We start from the raw sequence: 21,038 nt of genomic DNA, 5'->3' as shown, positions 1-21,038 counted from the left end.
TTAGGTTCACTTTAATTTTAAAAACACACCATTTTTCTAGGATTTTTTCATAAGTCGGGGGCTTTCTTCACTTCTTTTTCTCTGCAAGGGAGTTTATACGATGGAGTAATAAATGGTCATGGAGTGAGAAGTGGAACCAGAGAATAGTGCAGACGTTCTGACCATTCTCTGGGTGCTTTTCTTCTATCGTTAAAGGAAATGGCTCTATTTGTCCTGCATTACTGACTTTTAAGCTGTTCAATTTCCTCTTGCGTCATTTTCTCGCGCCAAATCGTGGCTCCCAGGCCATTTAGTTTCTCTACTAAATGACTATATCCACGATCGATATGCTCTAAACCTGTTATTTCTGTAATTCCTTCAGCCATCAGTCCTGCAATCACGAGAGAAGCTCCGGCTCTTAATTCGCTTGCTTTTACTTTTGCTCCTTGAAGCTGGACAGGTCCGGTAATAATCGCTGAACGGCCTTCTACCTTTACATTAGCATTCATTCGCCGCAATTCATCGATGTGCTTAAAACGCGCCGAGTAAATGGTGTCCGTCACGACACTCGTTCCTTCAGCTAACGTTAACAGACTTGTAAATGGCTGCTGAAGGTCGGTTGGAAACCCTGGATAAACTAATGTTTTCACATCGACGGCTTTCATCTTTTCTGCCCGTCTGACAAAAATTTGGTCATCACTCGTTTCAACAGTGACACCCATTTCTCTTAGCTTCGCAATAACAGACTCCAGATGAAGCGGAATCACATTATCGATGATCACGCCTTCTCCCATCGCAGCGGCTAATATAAGATATGTCCCGGCCTCAATTCGATCAGGAATGATCGTATGGCGGCAGCCTTTGAGCTGGTCTACTCCCTCAATTCTAATGACATCTGTACCTGCACCTTTAATTTTAGCTCCCATATTGGTTAAAAGGGTTGCTACATCAATAATTTCAGGTTCTTTTGCTGCATTCTCGATGATGGTTCTCCCTTTGGCGCGTACCGCTGCGAGCATGATATTAATAGTTGCTCCTACACTTACGACGTCCAGATAAATTCTTGCGCCACGGAGCTCATCGGCTCTCAGGTAAATCGCTCCCTGTTCATTCGTCACCTTTGCACCTAATGCCTCAAAGCCTTTAATATGCTGGTCAATTGGTCTTGGCCCTAGATGACAGCCTCCTGGCAGACCGATTACTGCTTTTTTAAATCTTCCAAGCATGGCACCCATTAAATAGTAGGATGCCCGAAGCTTCTTCACCTTGCCATTTGGCAATGGCATGGACACCATATTGGCTGGGTCCACTGTCATTTCCTGATCTTTTAATTCAATTTTTCCGCCAATTTCCTCAAGCAAATCTTTTAAGTTACCTACATCTGAAATCTCAGGCAGCCCTTCGATTGTAACAGGTGATTCCGCTAAAATGGTTGCGGGGATTAAAGCAACAGCACTATTTTTTGCTCCACTTATTCTTACTTGCCCTTTTAACGGATAGGCTCCTGCAATTTTTAATTTTTCCATGATTGACTCCCTTCCCATTATAGCTTCACTCACAGTTGATTCGTAAAATGAATCGAGATCACCTGGCAATCCCCCTGTTACCAATCAGGATTCACCCAGTTCTCATGAATAGATCGCAACAAAATTCCGAACAGTCACTCGCCTTTAGTTTACACAAAATCGATACTTAGATGTAGTAGGTTTATTTAAAAATTCAAATTTGTTACTTTAGTCAGGTATTATTGTTTGCTTCCGAATGTATCATTCCAGTCTTTTAAAAATGCTTCAATACCTTTATCTGTAAGAGGATGTTTCATTAGCTGCATGATTACCTTATAAGGAATTGTAGCAATATCGGCACCTCTTAGTGCCGCTTCAGTAACGTGCTGCGGGTGTCTGATTGAAGCTGCAATGATTTTCGTTTCAATATCATGAGTCCAGAAGATATCATGAATGTCAGAAATTAAGTCCAGTCCATTGAAGCCAATATCGTCTAGTCTGCCAATGAATGGAGACACATAGGTAGCCCCGGCTCTTGCTGCTAACAATGCCTGATTGGCACTGAAGATAAGAGTGACATTTGTTTTTATGCCTTCTTTAGAGAACGCATTAACCGCTTTTAACCCTTCAGCAGTCATTGGAACCTTAATGGTGATATTGTTTGCAATGGCAGCGAGTTCTTTCCCTTCTCTAATCATTCCTTCAGCATCTGTTGCAATAACCTCCGCACTGACTGAACCGCTCACTACCTGCGTTATCTCTTTTAAACGTTCATGAAACGATACGCCTTCCTTTGCTACAAGCGTTGGATTGGTCGTAACCCCGGCAACAATTCCAAGGTCATTCGCTTCTTTAATTTCCTTAATATTGGCTGAATCAATAAAAAATTTCACTGCTTTCATCCCCTTCCTTCATTTTTCCATGTAACGAAACCGCCTTTTTTAGAGGCGGCTTCCTGTATGTTTATTAAGCTTTATTGGATGAACCAAACTCACGCATTTTTCCTTTGACCGTTTCTTTAATCGCGTCACGGGCAGGTCCTAAATATTTGCGAGGATCGTAAAGTTCAGGTTTTTCCTCTAAAACTTTACGAACTACTTTTGCAGATGCAATTTGGTTCTCTGTATTGACATTGATTTTAGCAGTTCCAAGTGAAATCGCTTTTTGAATATCCTTAGTCGGAATTCCTGTCCCGCCATGAAGCACTAGAGGTAATCCAGTTGTATTCCCGATTTCCTCCATTTCTTTAAAGCCAAGATTTGGTTCGCCTTTATATGGACCGTGTACAGAACCTAATGCAGGTGCCAGGCAATCAATGCCAGTACGTTTTACTAGCTCTCTGCATTCGTTGGGATCTGCATAAATGACGCCGTCAGCAACAACATCATCTTCTTGTCCGCCAACTGTACCAAGCTCTGCTTCAACAGAAACGCCGTGTATATGCGCTAATTCCACAACCTTAGAGGTAATCGCGACGTTCTCTTCAAAGGGATGATGAGAAGCATCAATCATAACTGATGTAAAACCAGCGTGAATCGCTTTAGCACACATTTCAAAACTTGATCCATGATCAAGGTGAATCGCAACCGGAACAGTTATTTTATATTCTTCCATTAAATTTGTAATCATGCCGACTACTGTTTTAAAACCACCCATGTAACGGGCAGCTCCTTCAGAGACACCACAAATAACAGGTGAATTTTCCTCTTGGGCAGCCTGAAGAATCGCTTGTGTAAATTCAAGGTTGTTCACATTGAATTGTCCTACTGCATATCCTTCATTTTTTGCTTTAATGAGCATTTCTTTCATAGAAACTAAGGGCATAAATATCCTCCTTCATATGTACGGATTTCGATTTCAACTATCTTACACCCATCGATGTATACGGAAATTTTACTTGAATTAGTATTTCCTATTTCTATCAGAAATCATCATTTATTATCATAACAAAAAGGAGGAGCTTTGACTATTTTACTGACCCCCTTCGGAGGGGAAAAATAGTTCAGCTCCTTTAAAATATGTACTTACTTATCGATGTATATGAATAAAAAGCTATTTATTTGTACTTATTAACTAGATTTTAAAGGGAGATATTTTTTAACAGCAGAACGGATATCATCAATATCGAATGGCTTCGCAAAGTGAGTAAGAGCTCCGAGGTCCTTTGCCTGCTGAATCAGGTCTAGCTCTCCATACGCAGTCATGATGATAACCCGTATATCCTGATCGATTACTTTCATTCTTTTTAAGATTTCGATTCCATCCATGCCCGGTATTTTCATATCAAGCAGTACTAAATCGGGAGAATGTTTTTTTACGATATCCAATGCCTGAACCCCATTTGCTGCCTGAAATGTTTGATATCCTTCCTTATTGAAGACTTCGTTAAGAAGAATTCGAATTCCAAATTGATCATCTACAATTAAAATTTTCTCTTTCATTCTTCTCTTTCTCCTCCCTTATCGTAACTACATGTCTTTATACTGAGCCACTTACACTAAGCAAAAACTAGGGTAATCGATCATTCTTAATTACTGCTGTTTTTTATTTTGTGTAATCCCTCTAATCTCCATAGCTTTACTTCTCCTTTTAATCTGCTAATTCCTTCTTTTTTTTCCACAATTTTATTGCGTTTCCTATTAAATTTGGGTTTGCACACTCAGGGCGTACCAGGCATGACTCGAGATTTGTCGAAAATACTTCTGTCGGTCCGGGCATTCCCGAATTGTGTCGAATGTTTTACATGGGTATTGGTTTCCCTTAAGATAGGAGGAAAGGATAATAGGTATTGTGAGGGATTTTGCTATGAATAAGATGTTTACAACTCAGCTGACTGGATTGTTTCAGCGATTATCGACTGAGGAAAATGCGTTTTTAATGGAGGATGCAGCCCGGCTTTTAGCTCAAGCTCCAGTTGGGCAAGGTTCGATTTATATATACGGAGAACAAGAGCTGAAAGCAGTAACGGCAGAGGCCTTATACGGGGTAGAACCATTGCAAACAGCTAAGGAATTAAGTGAAGACAAATTGGAAGAGATTACACACGCCGACCGGGTGTGGCTTTTCTCACGATCATCTCAAGATCCTGCTGTCCAAAGGTTCATCTCAGCATTTACTGAAGCAGATATTCCGTTTGTATTGGTAGCCAATAAAGACACGAATGAAGAAGCGGTACCGATTGGCAATGTATTTATCGATTTAAAAGCAGCAAAAGGCTTACTGCCCGACGAATTCGGGAACCGTTTCGGATTTCCAACAGGGATTGCATCCCTCTTTATTTACCACCATATTCACTTTTTGATAAGAGAATTTCTAGAAGAGGAATTGTAAAATAAAGGGTCCGCCCCATGGCAGACCCTTTTTTCATTATAATGTGGCTTTCACCGATGCTTCAATAAAGTTTCTAAACAGTGGCTGTGGCCGGGTTGGTCTGGATGTGAATTCTGGATGGAATTGGGATGCCACAAACCATGGGTGATCCTTCAATTCAATAATTTCAACCAGTCTTCCATCTGGACTCGTACCGGAAAAGACAAAACCTTTTTCTTCTAAAGCCTGGCGGAATTCATTATTAAATTCGTAACGATGACGATGTCTTTCATAAATGACTTCATCGTTATAGGCCTTCATTGCTTGCGTTCCTTCGCTGATTTTGCAAGGGTATAAACCAAGGCGCAAGGTGCCGCCCAAGTCTTCAATGTCTTTTTGTTCAGGAAGCAAATCAATGACCGGATACGGTGTATCAGGCTGGATTTCGGAGGAATGAGCTCCTTTAAGCCCCACTACATTGCGGGCGAATTCGATGCATGCCAATTGCATGCCAAGGCAAATTCCAAGGAACGGAACTTGGTTTTCGCGCGCATATCGAATCGCTTCAATCTTCCCGTCAATTCCGCGGTCGCCAAAGCCGCCAGGAACCAGGATCCCATCCACATCTTTTAATAATGCCTCCACATTTGTCTCATCTACATGTTCAGAATTGATCCATTTAATATCTATATCTGCATCAAACACATAGCCTGCATGCTTTAGAGATTCTACAACAGAAATATACGCATCCTGCAGTTCTACATATTTTCCGACTAAACCAATTCTTACTTGCTTTGAGAGATTACGAACTTTTTCAACAAGACCGCGCCATTCAGTCATATCGGCTTCCTGGCAGGTCAATTTCAAATGCTCACAAACAATCGTATCTAAATTTTGTTTTTGAAGCTCAAGCGGAACCTCATACAGAATATCGGCATCTCCCGCTTCAATCACGGCCTTTGGATCAATGTCACAGAACAAGGCTATTTTATCCTTCATATCTTGTGAAATTGGCATTTCCGTACGAACGACAATCACATTTGGCTGAATGCCGAGGCTTCTTAGCTCTTTTACGCTATGTTGCGTTGGCTTCGTTTTCATTTCACCTGCCGCTTTTAAGTAAGGAACTAAAGTACAGTGGATGTACATCACATTATCGCGGCCAACATCACTTTTAATTTGGCGAATCGCTTCCAGGAAAGGAAGTGATTCAATATCCCCGACGGTGCCTCCGATTTCAGTAATAACCACATCGGCATTGGTTTCTTTTCCGGCACGGAACACACGGTCTTTGATTTCATTAGTGATGTGGGGAATTACTTGAACGGTTCCGCCCAGATAGTCCCCTCTTCTTTCTTTTTTAATAACAGAGGAATAAATTTTCCCTGTTGTGACGTTACTAAATTTGTTTAAGTTGATATCAATAAATCGTTCATAGTGCCCTAAATCCAGGTCTGTTTCAGCTCCATCTTCGGTTACAAAAACCTCACCGTGCTGATAAGGACTCATGGTTCCTGGGTCAACGTTAATATATGGGTCAAATTTTTGAATGGTCACTTGCAGTCCCCGATTTTTTAATAGTCTCCCTAAAGATGCTGCAGTGATCCCTTTTCCTAGAGAAGAAACCACTCCTCCAGTTACGAAAATATACTTCGTCACGAAAAATCCCCTTCCTTCCTGAATTCTATTTATTTATAGTTTTTGCGCTTATCGCAGGGGAAAGGACGGCACACTCCTGTTCGAAGAGGGCAATACTTTATAGCTTTGCGTAAGTCTTTTTTGCCTATAACTTGAGTTTGTCCACAACAAGTATAATCAACTCTTCTCTACTCTTTAGAAATTTCATGAGTAGCCTGATGAGTGCCCATACATAAAATGGCGGTACAGCTTTTATTTTGATTCAATGCTCACCATTTACTCCTTATCTCTTTAAAAATAAAAAAACTCCACTTACAAAATGTAAGGGAGCTAAAACATCAATTTTAGAACGTCCTTTTTTAAGGAGCCCAAAAAGAATTCTACAAGTAGTCTTACCGAATGTCAAGATTATAAATCATCATCATCTTCCGGCTCAATGTCATCATCGATGATATCATCGCCATCAAGATCATAATCATCATCTTCAATGATATCTTCATCGTCAAAGTCCTCTTCATCATCGCCTAAATCGTCAAAATCGTCATCGTCTTCATCTTCGTCTTCATCTTCATCCAGGATTTCGTCATCCTCGTATTCCTCATCGAGATCATCGAAATCAAGGTCTTCTTCATCAATATCGTCAAATTCATCGATATCCAAATCATCATCGTCCATAAGTTTCTTGCCTTTCTTCTTCTTAGGACGAATCGTTGGAACCGTTTCCTCCTCAATTTGATCAAGCGGATACCAAGTTCTGAGACCCCATTTATTTTCTCCAATACAAAGAAAACGGCCATCTATGTTCATATCTGTGTAGAATTGAGGCATTCTATCTTGGACTTGTTCTTCAGATAATTCAAGAATTGAAGCAATTTCAGATACCAAGTCATTAAATGGTAAAGGCTCTTTTTTATCAGCAAGTAATAAATAAGCCAATTCAATTAGAGACATTTCTTGGAGATCTTCTTTTGCGTATGTTTGCAATATACTCAAATGCTCGCACATCCTTTCCAAGATCGTTCAATAGCATTCACTATGTAGATAAAGGGGATTTGTCCCCCAAAATCCATATTTATCATTATAAACAAATTCTAAACCTTTATGCTAGCGCTATTTTGCCTTATTTATCATTTGAAATCAATTAAAAAGATTCTGTTTTACTTTCCAGTACTTCTTTTTGTTGAGGACAAGAGGTCGCTTTTCCTTTTTTAAATTCATTCCATGCGAGCCGAAAAAGATAAAAAGATAACAGCATACAAGGAATTGCACCTAGCTGCATTTGATATAGAGCGTGTGAGGCCACTAGAATAATTGCAATAAATACGGTCCGTTTTATCCACTTCCATATATTCAAGCAGCATTCACACTCCTTTTACACGAAGCTAATCAACTGGGGCAGCGCAGAAAAAAGAAAGCGTTCCCTTGGATATCGTATCTCTACTCTACTACAACTTTAGAACTAAAAAAACTGAAAATTACTCATTTTAATTTAAGATTTACAATCTCCATAAAATATATGAAAAAAGGGCAAACCCTTAGCGGTAAAACACTCGAGTTTGCCCTACCTTACACTACATATTCCGTCTGTATTGTCCTCCTACTTCATAAAGAGCCTTTGTAATTTGGCCAAGGCTTGCGACTTTCACTGTTTCCATTAATTCTTCGAAAATATTACCCCCGGATAAGGCAACTTGCTTTAATCGCTCAAGCGCTTTTTCTGCCACATCGGCATGCTTTTTCTGGAAAGCTTTTAAGTTTTCAATCTGCGTCAGCTTTTCTTCTCTTGTTGCCCGCGCAATTTCCATCGAATTTAGCTCTTCTTCAGATGGCGGATTTGGATTCAGGTACGTATTAACCCCGATAATTGGCAGCTCTCCAGAGTGTTTTTTCATTTCATAATACATAGATTCTTCCTGGATCTTGCCGCGCTGATATTGAGATTCCATCGCACCAAGCACACCTCCGCGGTCATTCAGACGTTCAAATTCTTTTAAAACCGCTTCTTCCACCAGATCAGTTAACTCTTCGATTATGAATGACCCTTGTAGCGGATTTTCATTTTTGGTTAAACCATGTTCTTTCGTAATAATCATTTGAATCGCCATTGCCCTGCGCACCGATTGCTCTGTCGGAGTTGTAATAGCTTCATCGTATGCATTGGTGTGAAGAGAGTTACAGTTGTCATGCAAGGCCATCAAGGCTTGAAGAGTCGTGCGGATGTCATTAAAATCAATCTCCTGAGCGTGTAAAGAGCGACCTGATGTTTGGATGTGATATTTCAATTTCTGACTGCGCTCATTTGCTCCGTATTTGTGTTTCATGACAATTGCCCAGATTCGTCGTGCTACGCGGCCAATTACACTATATTCCGGATCTAATCCATTCGAGAAAAAGAAGGATAGGTTTGGCGCAAAATCATCAATCTTCATGCCCCGGCTTAGGTAATATTCGACATAGGTAAATCCATTCGCAAGCGTGAAGGCAAGCTGGGAAATTGGGTTTGCTCCAGCTTCGGCAATATGATATCCCGAAATCGAAACGGAATAATAGTTACGAACTTTATGGTCGATAAAATAAGCTTGAATATCTCCCATCATCTTCAAAGCAAATTCAGTTGAGAAAATGCAGGTATTTTGGCCCTGGTCTTCTTTTAATATATCGGCCTGGACTGTACCTCTTACTGTCTGCAATGTTTCCGCTTTTACTTTAGTAAACTCTTCCACTGTTAAAGTTCTGCCTAGCTCCTCCTCTTTTGCACGCACCTTCTGATCAATCGCTGTATTAAGGAACATGGCTAAAATAATTGGAGCCGGACCATTGATTGTCATCGAAACAGATGTTTGCGGATGACATAAATCAAAACCATCATACAGTTTTTTCATATCTTCTAAACTGCAGACGCTTACACCGCTTTCTCCAACTTTTCCAAAAATGTCAGGACGAAAGTCAGGGTCTTCTCCGTATAACGTGACTGAATCGAAGGCTGTACTTAAGCGTTTGGCCGGATCATCTTTTGACAGATAATGGAATCGGCGATTAGTCCGTTCAGGTGTTCCTTCTCCGGCAAATTGCCGCTTTGGATCTTCCTCTTTCCGTTTAAATGGAAAGACTCCAGCCGTAAACGGAAACATCCCCGGAACATTTTCTTTATATACCCACTTAAGAATTTCTCCGTAATCCTTATATTTAGGCAGTGCCACCTTCGGAATGTCTAAACCAGATAAACTCTTCGTCTTGAGCTCCGTTACAATTTCTTTATCTCTTATTTTTGTAACCAACTGGTCAGCACTGTATTTTTGTTGTAACTCCTGCCAGCCTGAAAGAATTCGCTTTGACTCAGGCGTAAGCTTTTCCTCCACCTGTTCCTTCATTGCCTCTAAAGAAAGGATCACTTCTTCATTTCCTTCTGTTTCTTTAGCGGCCTGCAAAGCACCTTCAATTTGGAAGAGTCTGCGGGCTATTTCTACCTGCTCTTCTGCCATTTGATGGTATCGTCTCACTGTATCCACAATTTCTCTTAAATAATAGCGGCGGTCATTCGGTATTATGATATTTTGCTTCTCCACTGTTTCATGTTTAGACAAAGAAGTGTGCCAGTCTTTCCCGCATTTTTGGTTTACAACCTCAATAAGGGCTGCAAATAAAGCATTGGTGCCTGGGTCATTAAATTGGCTCGCAATCGTCCCGTATACAGGCATCTCATCTAGAGGCTTGTCAAACAGCATATGACTCCTTTGGTATTGCTTCTGCACTTGCCTTTTCGCATCCTCTGACCCTTTCCGTTCAAATTTATTAATGACAATCAGATCAGCGAAATCAATCATATCAATTTTCTCAAGCTGCGACGGTGCTCCGAATTCACTGGTCATCACATACATTGAAATATCAACGATTCCCGCGATTTCTGCATCACCCTGGCCAATTCCGCTCGTTTCCACAATAATTAGATCAAACCCTGCCGCTTTGACAACAGAGATTGCATCTTTAATCGCTAAGGAAAGCTCAGATCGGGAACCCCTAGTCGCTAAACTGCGCATATAGACGCGATCAGAAAAAATCGCATTCATGCGGATTCTGTCACCCAATAAAGCCCCGCCTGTCTTACGCTTTGTGGGGTCAACTGATAAAATCGCTACTTTTTTATCAGGAATTTCACGCAAGAAACGGCGAACTAACTCATCCGTTAAAGAACTTTTTCCCGCACCGCCTGTTCCTGTTATTCCTACAACTGGCACATTCTTAGACTGAGCTTTGACTTCATCCAAGATTTCCACGGCTGCAGAGACTTCCGCTTCCTCGACACCGTATTCAGCCAGCGTGATACAAGAGGCAACCGCAGCGGTTTCACCGTTTTTCACTCGTTCTAGAATCGATTTGTCAATTTGCCGAATCGTTGGAAAGTCACATTCTTCAAGCATCAGATTGATCATGCCTTGAAGTCCCAGCTGTCTTCCGTCTTCTGGAGAGAAAATCCGGGCAATTCCGTATTCATGGAGTTCTTTTATTTCGCGCGGAAGAATGACTCCCCCTCCTCCTCCAAAAATCCGAATATGACCAGCGCCCTTTTCTTGCAACAAATCATGCATATACTTAAAATACTCAACATGACCGCCCTGATAAGAAGACATTGCAATCCCTTGCACATCCTCCTGGATCGCAGCCCGAACCACCTCTTCAACCGACCTGTTATGACCGAGATGAATAACCTCGGCACCGCTTGCTTGCAAAATTCGCCTCATAATATTAATGGAAGCGTCATGACCGTCAAACAGACTGGATGCTGTAACGAATCGGATCGGATGCTTTGGTTTATAAACCGTTTGCATGGTCATTTTTCATCCTCCTTATTCTCCCGTTTTGTAAGACCCTCTAATATAAGACGTGTTTGCATTTCGATATATTCCTCGATTGAAAACATAGAATGAAGGGCCCACCTTCTAAATCCCCACATTTGCCCAAGAACAAAGATGTTATGTGCACATAACTGGATCTCTTTTTCAGGCATGATGATTTCCTTCTGCTTCGTCATGCGTTTTAATATGTCTTCAAACATCTGAACCATTTGTATTTCTTTATTTAACACATACGGAAGCGCATCCTTAGTGAGCGATTTCGCTTCCTGATACATGACAAGGACCTCTTCCTGCATCTCGTCCATTACACGAAAATAAGCGGCGATTGCTGATTTGAGGCCATCAATCGTGCCAAGAGCGGTATCAATCGAGTCGTTTAACCGATCCTTTACTTCATCATAAATCCGGTCCACTACGAGATATAAAACATCTTCCTTCTTTTCAATGTATTCATAAAGTGTACCGATGCTAAAGCCTGATGCCTTTGCAATTTCTCTGGTCGTGGTTCGATGAAACCCCTTCTCTTTAAAGAGCGAAACGGCCCCTTTAATCATCTGGTCACGGCGAACCTTGATCAGCCTTTCATCTTTAACAGAGGAATGTACCTCAACGTTTTTCATAACGCGCTAAAACACCCCCAGTTTCATTTATCAGGAAAGATTTATATTTGAAGAAATAATCTTAACAAGCAGTTAAAATACACTTTGCTTTCCGCTCCTAATTGAGAACAATCTATCGAAAATGCGTTCGAAATAAAATCTATTAATCTTTTGTCAACATGCGGGAAATAACGAGTCGCTGGATTTCTTGCGTACCCTCATAGATTTGCGTAATTTTCGCATCGCGCATAAATCTTTCAACTGGGTAATCTTTTGTGTACCCGTACCCGCCAAATACTTGAACTGCCTCTGTTGTTACCTTCATCGCGGTATCTCCGGCAAACAGCTTAGACATTGCCGACTCTTTCCCATATGGCAGACCGTTTGATTCAAGCCAGGCAGCCTGGTAGGTTAATAATCTGGCTGCTTCCACATTAGTAGCCATGTCGGCGAGCTTAAAGGAAATCCCTTGATTGGCTGCAATTGGTTTTCCAAATTGAATTCTTTGTTTCGCATAGCCCACGGCAGCGTCCAGGGCACCTTGAGCAATTCCAACAGCTTGAGCAGCTATCCCGTTCCTGCCTCCATCTAACGTCATCATCGCAATCTTAAAGCCTTCGCCTTCGCTGCCGAGGAGGTTTTCAGCAGGCACCCGGCAATCTTCAAAAATAATTTCGGTCGTAGGCGAAGAACGAATCCCCAGCTTTTTCTCCTTTTTGCCAACGCTAAAGCCAGGAAAGTCCTTTTCAATAATAAAAGCGCTTGTTCCCTTATGTTTACTGGATGGATCGGTTAAGGCAAACACCACATAAATATCGGCGACTCCGCCGTTTGTGATAAAAATCTTGGAACCATTTAAAATATAATGATCTCCGTCTTTTCTCGCAGTTGTCCGCATCCCGCCAGCATCTGAACCAGATCCAGGCTCGGTTAATCCATAAGCCCCTATGCTTGTTCCTTGGGCAAGCGGCTTTAAATACTTCTGTTTTTGTTCTTCTGTACCAAACTTATAAATTGGCCAGCTGGCAAGCGACGTATGGGCAGATAAAGTAACGCCTGTTGACGCACACACCCTTGAGAGCTCCTCCACCGCAATACAATAAGCTAAATAATCGCTGCCAATCCCGCCGTATTCCTCTGGCCATGGAATTCCAGTAAGCCCCAGTTCAGCCATCTTATCAAAGATCTCCCGGTCAAAACGCTCTTCTTCGTCTCTTTCTGCTGCGGTTGGTGCTACCTCGTTTTCAGCAAAGTCTCGCACCATTTTTCGTATCATTTCATGTTCTTCTGAAAGTTTAAAGTTCATGCCCTGTTCCCCCTAATCTTGTAAAAGCTGTTTGCTTATAACGATGCGTTGAATCTCCGATGTTCCCTCATAGATTTCTGTAATTTTGGCATCTCTAAAATAACGTTCTACATCATAGTCCTCTGTGTATCCATAGCCGCCGAACACTTGAATGGCCTCTGTTGTTACCTCCACCGCTGTTTTGGAGGCGAATAGCTTTGCCATAGAAGCCTCTTGTTTACACGGGATTCCATTGGCACGAAGATACGCAGCGCGATAGACAAGCAGTTTGGCAGATTCAATTGCTGTAGCCATGTCAGCGAGCTTAAAGCCAACCCCTTGATTCACTGCGATGGGTTTGCCAAATTGATGTCTGTCTTTTGAATAAGCAACCGCTTTTTCAAAGGCAGCTTCCGCAATCCCAAGCGCTTGGGCGGCAATGCCAATCCTGCCTGCTTCGAGATTGCTCATCGCGACCGTATAGCCTTCCCCCTCTGCCCCGAGGCGGTTTTCAACAGGGACTTTCATATCCTCGAAACTCAACTGAACCGTTTTGGAACCATGGAGTCCCATCTTTTTCTCGTCCTTGCCGATATGGAAGCCCGGTGTTCCCTTTTCCACAATAAATGCATTTATTCCCTTGCTTCCAAGTGACGGATTTGTTGAAGCAAACACGATGTAAATATCCGCTTCTCCACCATTCGTAATAAAAACTTTTGAACCATTTAAAACGTAGTGGTCTCCATTTAAAACTGCTTTCGTTTTGAGACTGGCTGCGTCAGAACCCGCACTTGGCTCCGTCAGGCAAAAGGCACCAAGGTATTCACCAGAAGCAAGCTTAGGCACATATTTTTGCTTTTGCTCTTCCGTACCAAAATACAAAATGGGATAGGTTGATACGGAAGTGTGTACGGACAAAATGACACCAACCGTAGCACTTACTTTTGAAAGCTCCTCTATAGCGAGAATATATGAGATAAAATCCATTTCGGCGCCGCCATACCTTTCGGGGACCGGGATCCCCATCAGTCCAAGCTCCCCCATCTTTTTAAGGATCGGCCGCGGAAACTCCCCCTTTTCCATTCGCTCCACGTATGGAGCAATTTCTGCTTCAGCAAATTCCCGCACCATTTTCCTCATCATCTGCTGTTCTTCAGTAAACTGAAGATTCATGCTGTTCACCTCGCGATTGAGTACACTTGCATTAGCTTTCATAGGTATAAAAACCTCTTCCTGTTTTCCTGCCCAGCCACCCGGCTTTTACATACTTTCTTAGGAGAGGACATGGGCGATATTTATCATCGCCAAACCCTTCATGAAGCGTCTCCATAATATAGAGGCAGGTATCTAAACCAATAAAATCAGCGAGTGTCAGAGGACCCATTGGATGATTCATCCCCAGCTTCATTACTTCGTCAATGGCCTCCTTGGTCGCAACCCCTTCATATAGCGTGTAAATGGCCTCGTTTATCATCGGCATTAGAACACGGTTTGAGACAAAGCCTGGAAAGTCATTGACTGATACTGGCACTTTTTGCAATTTCTTCGTAATGTCTTCAATCGTCTGGTAAACCTCGTCTGCGGTAGCCAGGCCGCGAATAATTTCAACAAGCTTCATTACAGGAACCGGATTCATGAAATGCATCCCGATCACTTGCTCTGGCCGATTCGTAGCCGCTGCAATCTCCGTAATCGGAAGAGAGGAAGTATTACTTGCAAGAATGGCATGCTTTGGTGCAAATTGATCTAGCTGGGCAAAAATCTTTGATTTTACCTCCATATTCTCTACCGCTGCTTCTACCACTAAATCTATGTCTTGTGCGTCTTCTAAGGATGTTGAAGTCTTAATTCTGTTTAGGATGTCTGCTTTCTCTGCCTCACTTATTCTGGCTTTTTCAACCTGGCGAGCCAGATTTTTAGTGATGACACCAAGTCCTCTTTCCACAAATTCTTGTTTGATATCGTTTAAAATCACTTGGAATCCTGACTGAGCAAAAACCTGGGCAATGCCAGAACCCATTTGTCCGGCACCGACAACCATTACCTTTTGAACTTTCATCAGACTCTCTCCTTTTCTATCAATCTATTATTTGGTTTTAGGAACTTCGATCATGACTGCATCTCCTTGACCGCCGCCAGAACAAATCGCTGCGATCCCGATTCCGCCGCCTCTTCTTTTTAGTTCATACGCAAGCGTTAAAATAATTCTTGCTCCGCTTGCTCCAATTGGATGGCCTAGCGCAACAGCCCCGCCATTGACATTAATCTTTTCTTCGTCTAAACCGGCAATTTGTTTGCTCGCTAAGGTAACAGCTGCAAAGGCCTCATTAATTTCAAATAAATCTATGTCATCCACACTTTTTCCCGTTTTTTCTAATAGCTGGTTGATGACAAGTCCAGGTGTTTTTGGAAAATCCTTTGCTTCAGTTGCAAGCGCCGTATGAGCGATGATGTAGGCAAGCGGTGTCCGTCCTTCCTGCTTTGCTTTTTCTTCACTCATCAGAACCATTGCACAAGCTCCGTCATTCACTCCAGGTGCATTTCCTGCGGTGATTGTTCCCGTATGATCAAAAACTGGATTTAATTTTGCCAGCCTTTCGTAGGATGTATCAGCCCGCGGTGATTCATCTTGAGTTACCTTTAAAACTTCCCCGCGCTTTTGCGGGATCTCAACCGACACAATTTCTTCTTGTAAAATTCCGTTCTTAGTCGCAGCTACGGCGCGCTGATGACTTCTTAATGCCCATGCATCCTGCTCTTCTCTTGTAATATTCAGCTCTTTTGCCGTGCTATTCCCGTACGTTCCCATATGGACGCCATTAAAGCTGCAAGTTAACCCATCATAAATCATTAAGTCTTTGACAGGCGCATCACCCATACGATAACCAAAGCGTGCTTTCGTTAATATATATGGAGCTTGACTCATTGATTCCATTCCGCCCGCAACAATAACTTCCTCTTCCCCCAGGCGAATTAGCTGATCTCCAAGCGTAACGCTCCTCATTCCAGAAGCACATACTTTGTTAATTGTTTCGGTTTTGACTTCCCATGGAAGACCTGCGTAGCGGGCTGCTTGCCGTGATGGCAATTGACCCTGTCCGCCTTGCAGCACAGACCCCATAATGACAGTCCCAACTTCTTTTGGACCGACCTGACTCCGATTAAGTGCTTCCTTAATCGCAATCCCCCCCAATTGAGAGGCTGTCAGTGAACTGATTACCCCTCCAAGCTTTCCAATGGGTGTTCTTGCACCATCCAAAATCACTGTTTTCATTTTTCTCCACTCCTTTATTTAGTTGGCTTTTTAAATTTTTATGGCCATCATGTGTTACACGGACTTTGGTTCCGTTATTCATCTGATAAGCAGGGTTTTTTTGAACTCAGCGGACACTGGTTCCGTTATTTGGTGTAAAAGAGGGTATTTTCCTATAAAAAAGCTTAAATAGCGGATCTCAAGTCCGCGAAACCCTCGGATCTCCTTGATTTTCATGAAATAACGGATCCTATGTCCGGTTCGAGTTACGATACATATAAACTTGCAGAAGAGAATGTAGCCATTCATTTAGATTTTGACTGAACGCTCGCTCAAGACTGGTCCAAAAGGAAGCGAGTACATCCAGCACTCACCGTGGAAACGCTTACTATATTTTATAAAGAGAAGGAGAAGAAATGCTTTTTCTCCCCTCCTATTTTCACTAAGAAACTAATTGGTTCGGTTCACCGCAGACGGCTCTTTCTAGAATTTCCGCTACGTCAAATGTTCCAATTGAATCTTCTACTTCTTTTGCCTTCGTTCCATCTGAAAGCATTGTCAGGCAGTACGGACATCCCGAACTGATGACAGAAGGCGATACCGCCAGAGCCTGTTCTGTCCGCGCTACATTAATGCGGTGACCGGTTTCTTCCTCCATCCACATCAGACCTCCGCCGGCTCCACAGCACATGCCCCGTTCACGATTTCGCTCCATCTCCACCAGCTTCACACCTGGAATGGACTTTAAGATCTCGCGAGGCGGATCATACACTTCGTTATAGCGCCCTAAATAGCAGGAGTCGTGGAAGGTGATGGTTTCCTGAACTTGATATTTAGGTGTTAGCCTTCCTTCTTTTACAAGCTTAGCGAGAACCTCTGTATGATGATACACTTCCGCTGTTAAACCAAAATCAGGATATTCATTTTTGAAAATGTTATAGGCATGCGGATCGATTGTAACGATCTTTTTGACCTCATTTTTCTCAAATTCTTCAATGTTACTGGCTGCCAGCTCTTGAAAGAGGAACTCATTACCGAGCCTGCGCGGTGTATCCCCAGAGTTCTTTTCCTTGTTTCCTAAAATCGCAAATTTAACACCCGCTTCATTTAAGAGCTTGGCGAACGCTAATGCGATTTTTTGGCTGCGATTATCGAAAGAACCCATTGAGCCAACCCAGAATAAATACTCGAACTCTTCTCCGGATTTTTTCATTTCCTTCACAGTTGGAATATGGACATCTTCCCGTGCTTCACGCCAGTTCTCCCTTTCTTTCCGATTTAAGCCCCATGGATTTCCTTGGCGCTCAATATTTTGCATCGCGCGCTGTGCATCCGGATTCATCCGCCCCTCTGTTAAAACGAGATAACGTCTTAAATCGATAATCTTATCGACGTGCTCATTCATAACTGGACATTGATCCTCGCAATTTCTGCAAGTCGTACAAGCCCAAATTTCTTCTTCAGTGATGACATCACCAATCAGACTAGGATTATATTCAAGCGCAACTGCTGACTCACTGGCTCCGGCTCCCGCAGATGCAACCGCTAGCTGATTTCCTAACGTATTTGAAAAGGCATAAGCCGGTACCCAAGGCTGTTTTGATGTAATCGCAGCTCCGGTATTGGTTAAATGATCACGAAGTTTTGTAATTAAATCCATTGGTGACAGCATTTTCCCTGTACCTGTTGCTGGACACATATTGGTACAGCGGCCACACTCAACACAAGCATAAAGGTCGACTAGCTGTTTTTGTGTAAAATCTTGAATTTTACCTACGCCAAACGTTTCCTGCGTTTCATCTTCAAAATTAATTTTGGCAAGTTTTCCAGGCGGTTCGAGGCGATTTAAAAAGACATTCGCAGGTCCTGCAATTAAATGCGCATGCTTGGATTGCGGAACGTAAACTAAAAAGGCCAGTAATAAAAGCAGGTGAATCCACCAGGAGATGTAAAATAATATGATGGCGGCAGTTTCCCCTAACCAAGCAAACGAAAGAGCGACTAATGATGCAACTGGCTCGGACCAAGTCGCTTCATGTCCGTGCCAAATCATGCCCATTCCATTTCCAAATAGAACGGATAGCATGAGTCCTCCGATAAAAATTAGGACAAGTCCAGATTTTAATCCTCTCTTTAACCGAACTAGCTTTTCAATATAGCGTCGGTAAAACGCCCAGCCCACCGCCACTAAAATCATCAATGTGACGAGTTCCTGAAAAAACGTAAAACCGGGATATAATGGGCCTAATGGAAGATGCGATCCTGGTGCAATCCCCTTCCAGATAAAATCAATCGCCCCAAATTGAACAAGGATGAACCCATAGAAAAACATGACGTGAATAATTCCGCTCTTCTTATCCTTTAATAGCTTTTTTTGTCCAAACACATTAACCCAGATTTTTTCGAATCTCTCTTTTAAACGCTGATCGAATTCCACCTTTTTCCCTAGCCGAATATAAGCAATTCGTGTTTTAACAACGTATACAAAGAGGCTTACTGCGTAAGCGGTTACAATTAAAAATGCAGCAAAGTTCACCCATAATAGTGGTGTCACGGTCCCCTCCCCTTTCTTCTCTTTGTATGAAAAACAATTAATTTTCTGAATCCTTATTACCATTATATTATGAATGAGCATTCAGTCAATACGTCCTTTTCGACTTTTAGCATTCTTTTATTTGATCTTTACCCTGTTAAAGGGTGTCTGCTAATCCGTTTTTCCATTCTCTTACTTCACTTATCTTCGTCTGTTTCGGGCATAATACGTACAGCACCAGTCCCGAAGAAGAGGAGCTTTCATACATGATCTTTTCTATCCTATTCATCATTGTGGCACTGATATGTCTATGGCTGTTTCTTGACTTTACATATGGACGAAAACGTCATGTTAAAAGGTATAAAAAAATAAATTTTCCTGAACGGAAAAGCGATATACGTATCTTTACAGATGGTCCCGATTTGTTTGAAGACTTTTTTAAGGAACTAGAGGCTGCATCCGACCACATTCATGTTTTATTTTATATCGTACAAAATGATGCCTTTAGTGATCGATTCCTGCAGATTTTAGAGGAAAAGGCGAGTTCCGGTGTAGAAGTTCGCCTTTTATTAGACTGGTTTGGAAGCTTCGGCTTTAAACGAAAATATAGGGAGCGGTTAAAAAGGAACCAAGTTCAGTTTGCCTATTGCCATGTACCCCGTTTTCCCTTTTTCTTTTATACACTTCAGGAAAGAAACCATCGGAAAATTACCGTTATTGATGGTAAAGTGGGGTACGTTGGAGGTTTTAACATTGGTAAAGAATACATTGGCGGCAACCCAAAGCTTTCTCCTTGGCGTGACTACCATTTGAAGCTTCAGGGAGAAGGCGTTTCCGATTTACAAAGGCAGTTTTTAGCGGATTGGAAACTAGCAACGAAGGAATGTCTTGAGAATGATTCACGTTATTTTCCCCCGCTCCCCAAAGGTTCTGCCCGTCATCATTTTTCTGCTACTGAAGGAGTCGAGCTTGAAAACATCTATATTCGTTTTATAAAGGAGGCCAAGAAATCCTTCTATATTGGTTCTCCCTATTTTGTCCCCAGTCCCTCTTTATTTCAAGCGCTTTTAGATGCGTTAAAAAGGGGAGTTGAGATATCGATTGTTGTTCCGAAATGCAGTGACCATGCCCTTGTTAAGGAAGCTGCATATCCTTATTTTCGAAAACTTTTAAAACATGGGGCACAAGTTTATCAATTTGAAACTGGTTTTTTCCATGCCAAAATTTTGATACGAGATGACTCTGTTTGCGATATCGGAACCGCCAATTTTGATATGAGAAGTCTTTTTTTAAATTATGAGATCAATTGCTATATCTACGAGCCAGCTGTCGTCGCCAAGGCTAAAAGCCTATTGCTGGAGGATATTACACAGTCTGCAAGGCTAACGCTGGAACAATTAAATCAGCCGAATTTTTTTCGTGCCTTTAAAGAACAAATTTCCCGCACCATCTCTTACTTTCTCTAAGGAGGGGCAAAGAGGGATGTCGATATTATGATGACGTAAAAGCAAAAGGGCTGGCCTTGAAAAAATACGAGGATTTGAGAAGGAACCGAGGGGTAACACGAATCCGCGGCGGTGGAGTGGAACTTAGAAACCCGCCCGCCCCTATTATTTAAACCAATTTAAAAAAATCGGACTGATCCAAGCAAACACCTTAAACCCCAGATAAATCCCAATAATTCCTGTCACTCCAGCAAAAGCTGGCGGCGCCGGTATTGGCAGGCGGAATGCAGCAAACAGGATCCCAGTAATAAGACCCGTCAACAGTGCTAAAATAACCTCTTTCATGGTGGAAACCTCCGTTTTGAATGACCCAAATGTTGTTGTTCATACGATAGGTTTCCTTTTTTGTGCAAGTTTTATGAGGATGGCGGGATTTGTGTACCGGGAGTGGGTCAATTGGTTGGCTTTTTAGCAATTCTTTTAATGACAGCACTGGTTTTTCGGAACTTGGCGGGCTTGTCAAGAAAAGTGTGTAAGTTATTCTAGATATTTCTTCACACGTTTCTTCAGGTGGTCGTGAACTAATAGTTGATTCATGATCATGGCCCATTGTTGGATGTGTCCACCTTCCCATTTCTT

General features: G+C 42.1%; 17 protein-coding genes. 2 read left to right on the top strand and 15 right to left on the bottom strand.

The window, feature by feature from the left end:
- Positions 1 to 218 precede the first annotated feature (218 nt).
- The 4 genes from MLE14_RS07070 to MLE14_RS07055 form a co-directional block, all read right to left on the bottom strand.
- On the bottom strand, positions 219 to 1,505 hold the full coding sequence (locus MLE14_RS07070) for a UDP-N-acetylglucosamine 1-carboxyvinyltransferase (RefSeq protein WP_243297655.1): 1,287 nt from the start codon (positions 1,503 to 1,505) through the stop codon (positions 219 to 221).
- Positions 1,506 to 1,723: 218 nt separating this feature from the next.
- A complete protein-coding gene (fsa, locus tag MLE14_RS07065; protein ID WP_243297654.1) occupies positions 1,724 to 2,377 on the bottom strand; it encodes a fructose-6-phosphate aldolase in 654 nt (217 codons plus the stop codon).
- Between the two features lie 73 nt (positions 2,378 to 2,450).
- Positions 2,451 to 3,308, bottom strand: coding sequence for a class II fructose-bisphosphate aldolase (locus tag MLE14_RS07060; RefSeq protein ID WP_243297653.1), 858 nt, complete (start codon positions 3,306 to 3,308; stop codon positions 2,451 to 2,453).
- 245 nt (positions 3,309 to 3,553) lie between these two features.
- Positions 3,554 to 3,925: a response regulator gene (locus MLE14_RS07055; RefSeq protein WP_243297652.1), complete on the bottom strand. Its 372-nt coding sequence runs from the start codon at positions 3,923 to 3,925 to the stop codon at positions 3,554 to 3,556.
- A gap of 364 nt (positions 3,926 to 4,289) precedes the next feature.
- Here MLE14_RS07055 and MLE14_RS07050 point away from each other — a divergent pair, with 364 nt between their 5' ends.
- Positions 4,290 to 4,814, top strand: a complete 525-nt coding sequence (locus tag MLE14_RS07050) for a DUF2529 family protein (RefSeq protein WP_243297651.1) — start codon at positions 4,290 to 4,292, stop codon at positions 4,812 to 4,814.
- Between the two features lie 36 nt (positions 4,815 to 4,850).
- Here the strand turns inward: MLE14_RS07050 and MLE14_RS07045 are convergent, their stop codons facing one another.
- The 10 genes from MLE14_RS07045 to MLE14_RS07000 all read right to left on the bottom strand — a co-directional run bounded on the left by MLE14_RS07045 (position 4,851) and on the right by MLE14_RS07000 (position 18,975).
- On the bottom strand, positions 4,851 to 6,452 hold the full coding sequence (locus MLE14_RS07045; RefSeq protein ID WP_243297650.1) for a CTP synthase: 1,602 nt from the start codon (positions 6,450 to 6,452) through the stop codon (positions 4,851 to 4,853).
- 387 nt (positions 6,453 to 6,839) lie between these two features.
- Complete coding sequence (gene rpoE / locus MLE14_RS07040; RefSeq protein WP_313897622.1) at positions 6,840 to 7,424, bottom strand: DNA-directed RNA polymerase subunit delta; 585 nt, start codon at positions 7,422 to 7,424, stop codon at positions 6,840 to 6,842.
- A gap of 148 nt (positions 7,425 to 7,572) precedes the next feature.
- On the bottom strand, positions 7,573 to 7,785 hold the full coding sequence (locus tag MLE14_RS07035; RefSeq protein ID WP_243297649.1) for a hypothetical protein: 213 nt from the start codon (positions 7,783 to 7,785) through the stop codon (positions 7,573 to 7,575).
- 217 nt (positions 7,786 to 8,002) lie between these two features.
- The gene (gene icmF, locus MLE14_RS07030) at positions 8,003 to 11,257 is read right to left on the bottom strand and encodes a fused isobutyryl-CoA mutase/GTPase IcmF (RefSeq protein WP_243297755.1); all 3,255 of its coding nucleotides are present in this window, start codon (positions 11,255 to 11,257) and stop codon (positions 8,003 to 8,005) included.
- Between the two features lie 2 nt (positions 11,258 to 11,259).
- Entirely contained in the window at positions 11,260 to 11,904 is a 645-nt protein-coding gene (locus MLE14_RS07025) for a TetR/AcrR family transcriptional regulator (protein ID WP_243297648.1), read from the bottom strand.
- 142 nt (positions 11,905 to 12,046) lie between these two features.
- Positions 12,047 to 13,189 carry an acyl-CoA dehydrogenase gene (locus MLE14_RS07020; protein ID WP_243297647.1) on the bottom strand — a complete coding sequence of 381 codons (1,143 nt, stop codon included), beginning with the start codon at positions 13,187 to 13,189 and terminating at the stop codon, positions 12,047 to 12,049.
- A 12-nt stretch (positions 13,190 to 13,201) separates the two neighbouring features.
- Positions 13,202 to 14,341: an acyl-CoA dehydrogenase gene (locus tag MLE14_RS07015; protein WP_243297754.1), complete on the bottom strand. Its 1,140-nt coding sequence runs from the start codon at positions 14,339 to 14,341 to the stop codon at positions 13,202 to 13,204.
- A gap of 31 nt (positions 14,342 to 14,372) precedes the next feature.
- The gene (locus MLE14_RS07010) at positions 14,373 to 15,227 is read right to left on the bottom strand and encodes a 3-hydroxybutyryl-CoA dehydrogenase (protein ID WP_243297646.1); all 855 of its coding nucleotides are present in this window, start codon (positions 15,225 to 15,227) and stop codon (positions 14,373 to 14,375) included.
- A gap of 27 nt (positions 15,228 to 15,254) precedes the next feature.
- Positions 15,255 to 16,442 (bottom strand): acetyl-CoA C-acetyltransferase, encoded by a 1,188-nt coding sequence (locus tag MLE14_RS07005; RefSeq protein ID WP_243297645.1) that lies wholly within the window; start codon positions 16,440 to 16,442, stop codon positions 15,255 to 15,257.
- A gap of 421 nt (positions 16,443 to 16,863) precedes the next feature.
- A complete protein-coding gene (locus MLE14_RS07000; protein ID WP_243297644.1) occupies positions 16,864 to 18,975 on the bottom strand; it encodes a 4Fe-4S dicluster domain-containing protein in 2,112 nt (703 codons plus the stop codon).
- A gap of 245 nt (positions 18,976 to 19,220) precedes the next feature.
- Here MLE14_RS07000 and cls point away from each other — a divergent pair, with 245 nt between their 5' ends.
- Positions 19,221 to 20,420: a cardiolipin synthase gene (gene cls / locus MLE14_RS06995; protein WP_243297643.1), complete on the top strand. Its 1,200-nt coding sequence runs from the start codon at positions 19,221 to 19,223 to the stop codon at positions 20,418 to 20,420.
- Positions 20,421 to 20,564: 144 nt separating this feature from the next.
- Here the strand turns inward: cls and MLE14_RS06990 are convergent, their stop codons facing one another.
- On the bottom strand, positions 20,565 to 20,744 hold the full coding sequence (locus MLE14_RS06990; protein ID WP_243297642.1) for a XapX domain-containing protein: 180 nt from the start codon (positions 20,742 to 20,744) through the stop codon (positions 20,565 to 20,567).
- Positions 20,745 to 21,038 lie beyond the last annotated feature (294 nt).

Source organism: Bacillus litorisediminis (genome assembly GCF_022808645.1).
Taxonomy (GTDB): Bacteria; Bacillota; Bacilli; order Bacillales; family JC228; genus Bacillus_BF; species Bacillus_BF litorisediminis.
This window is presented reverse-complemented; position numbering and strand designations above follow the sequence as displayed.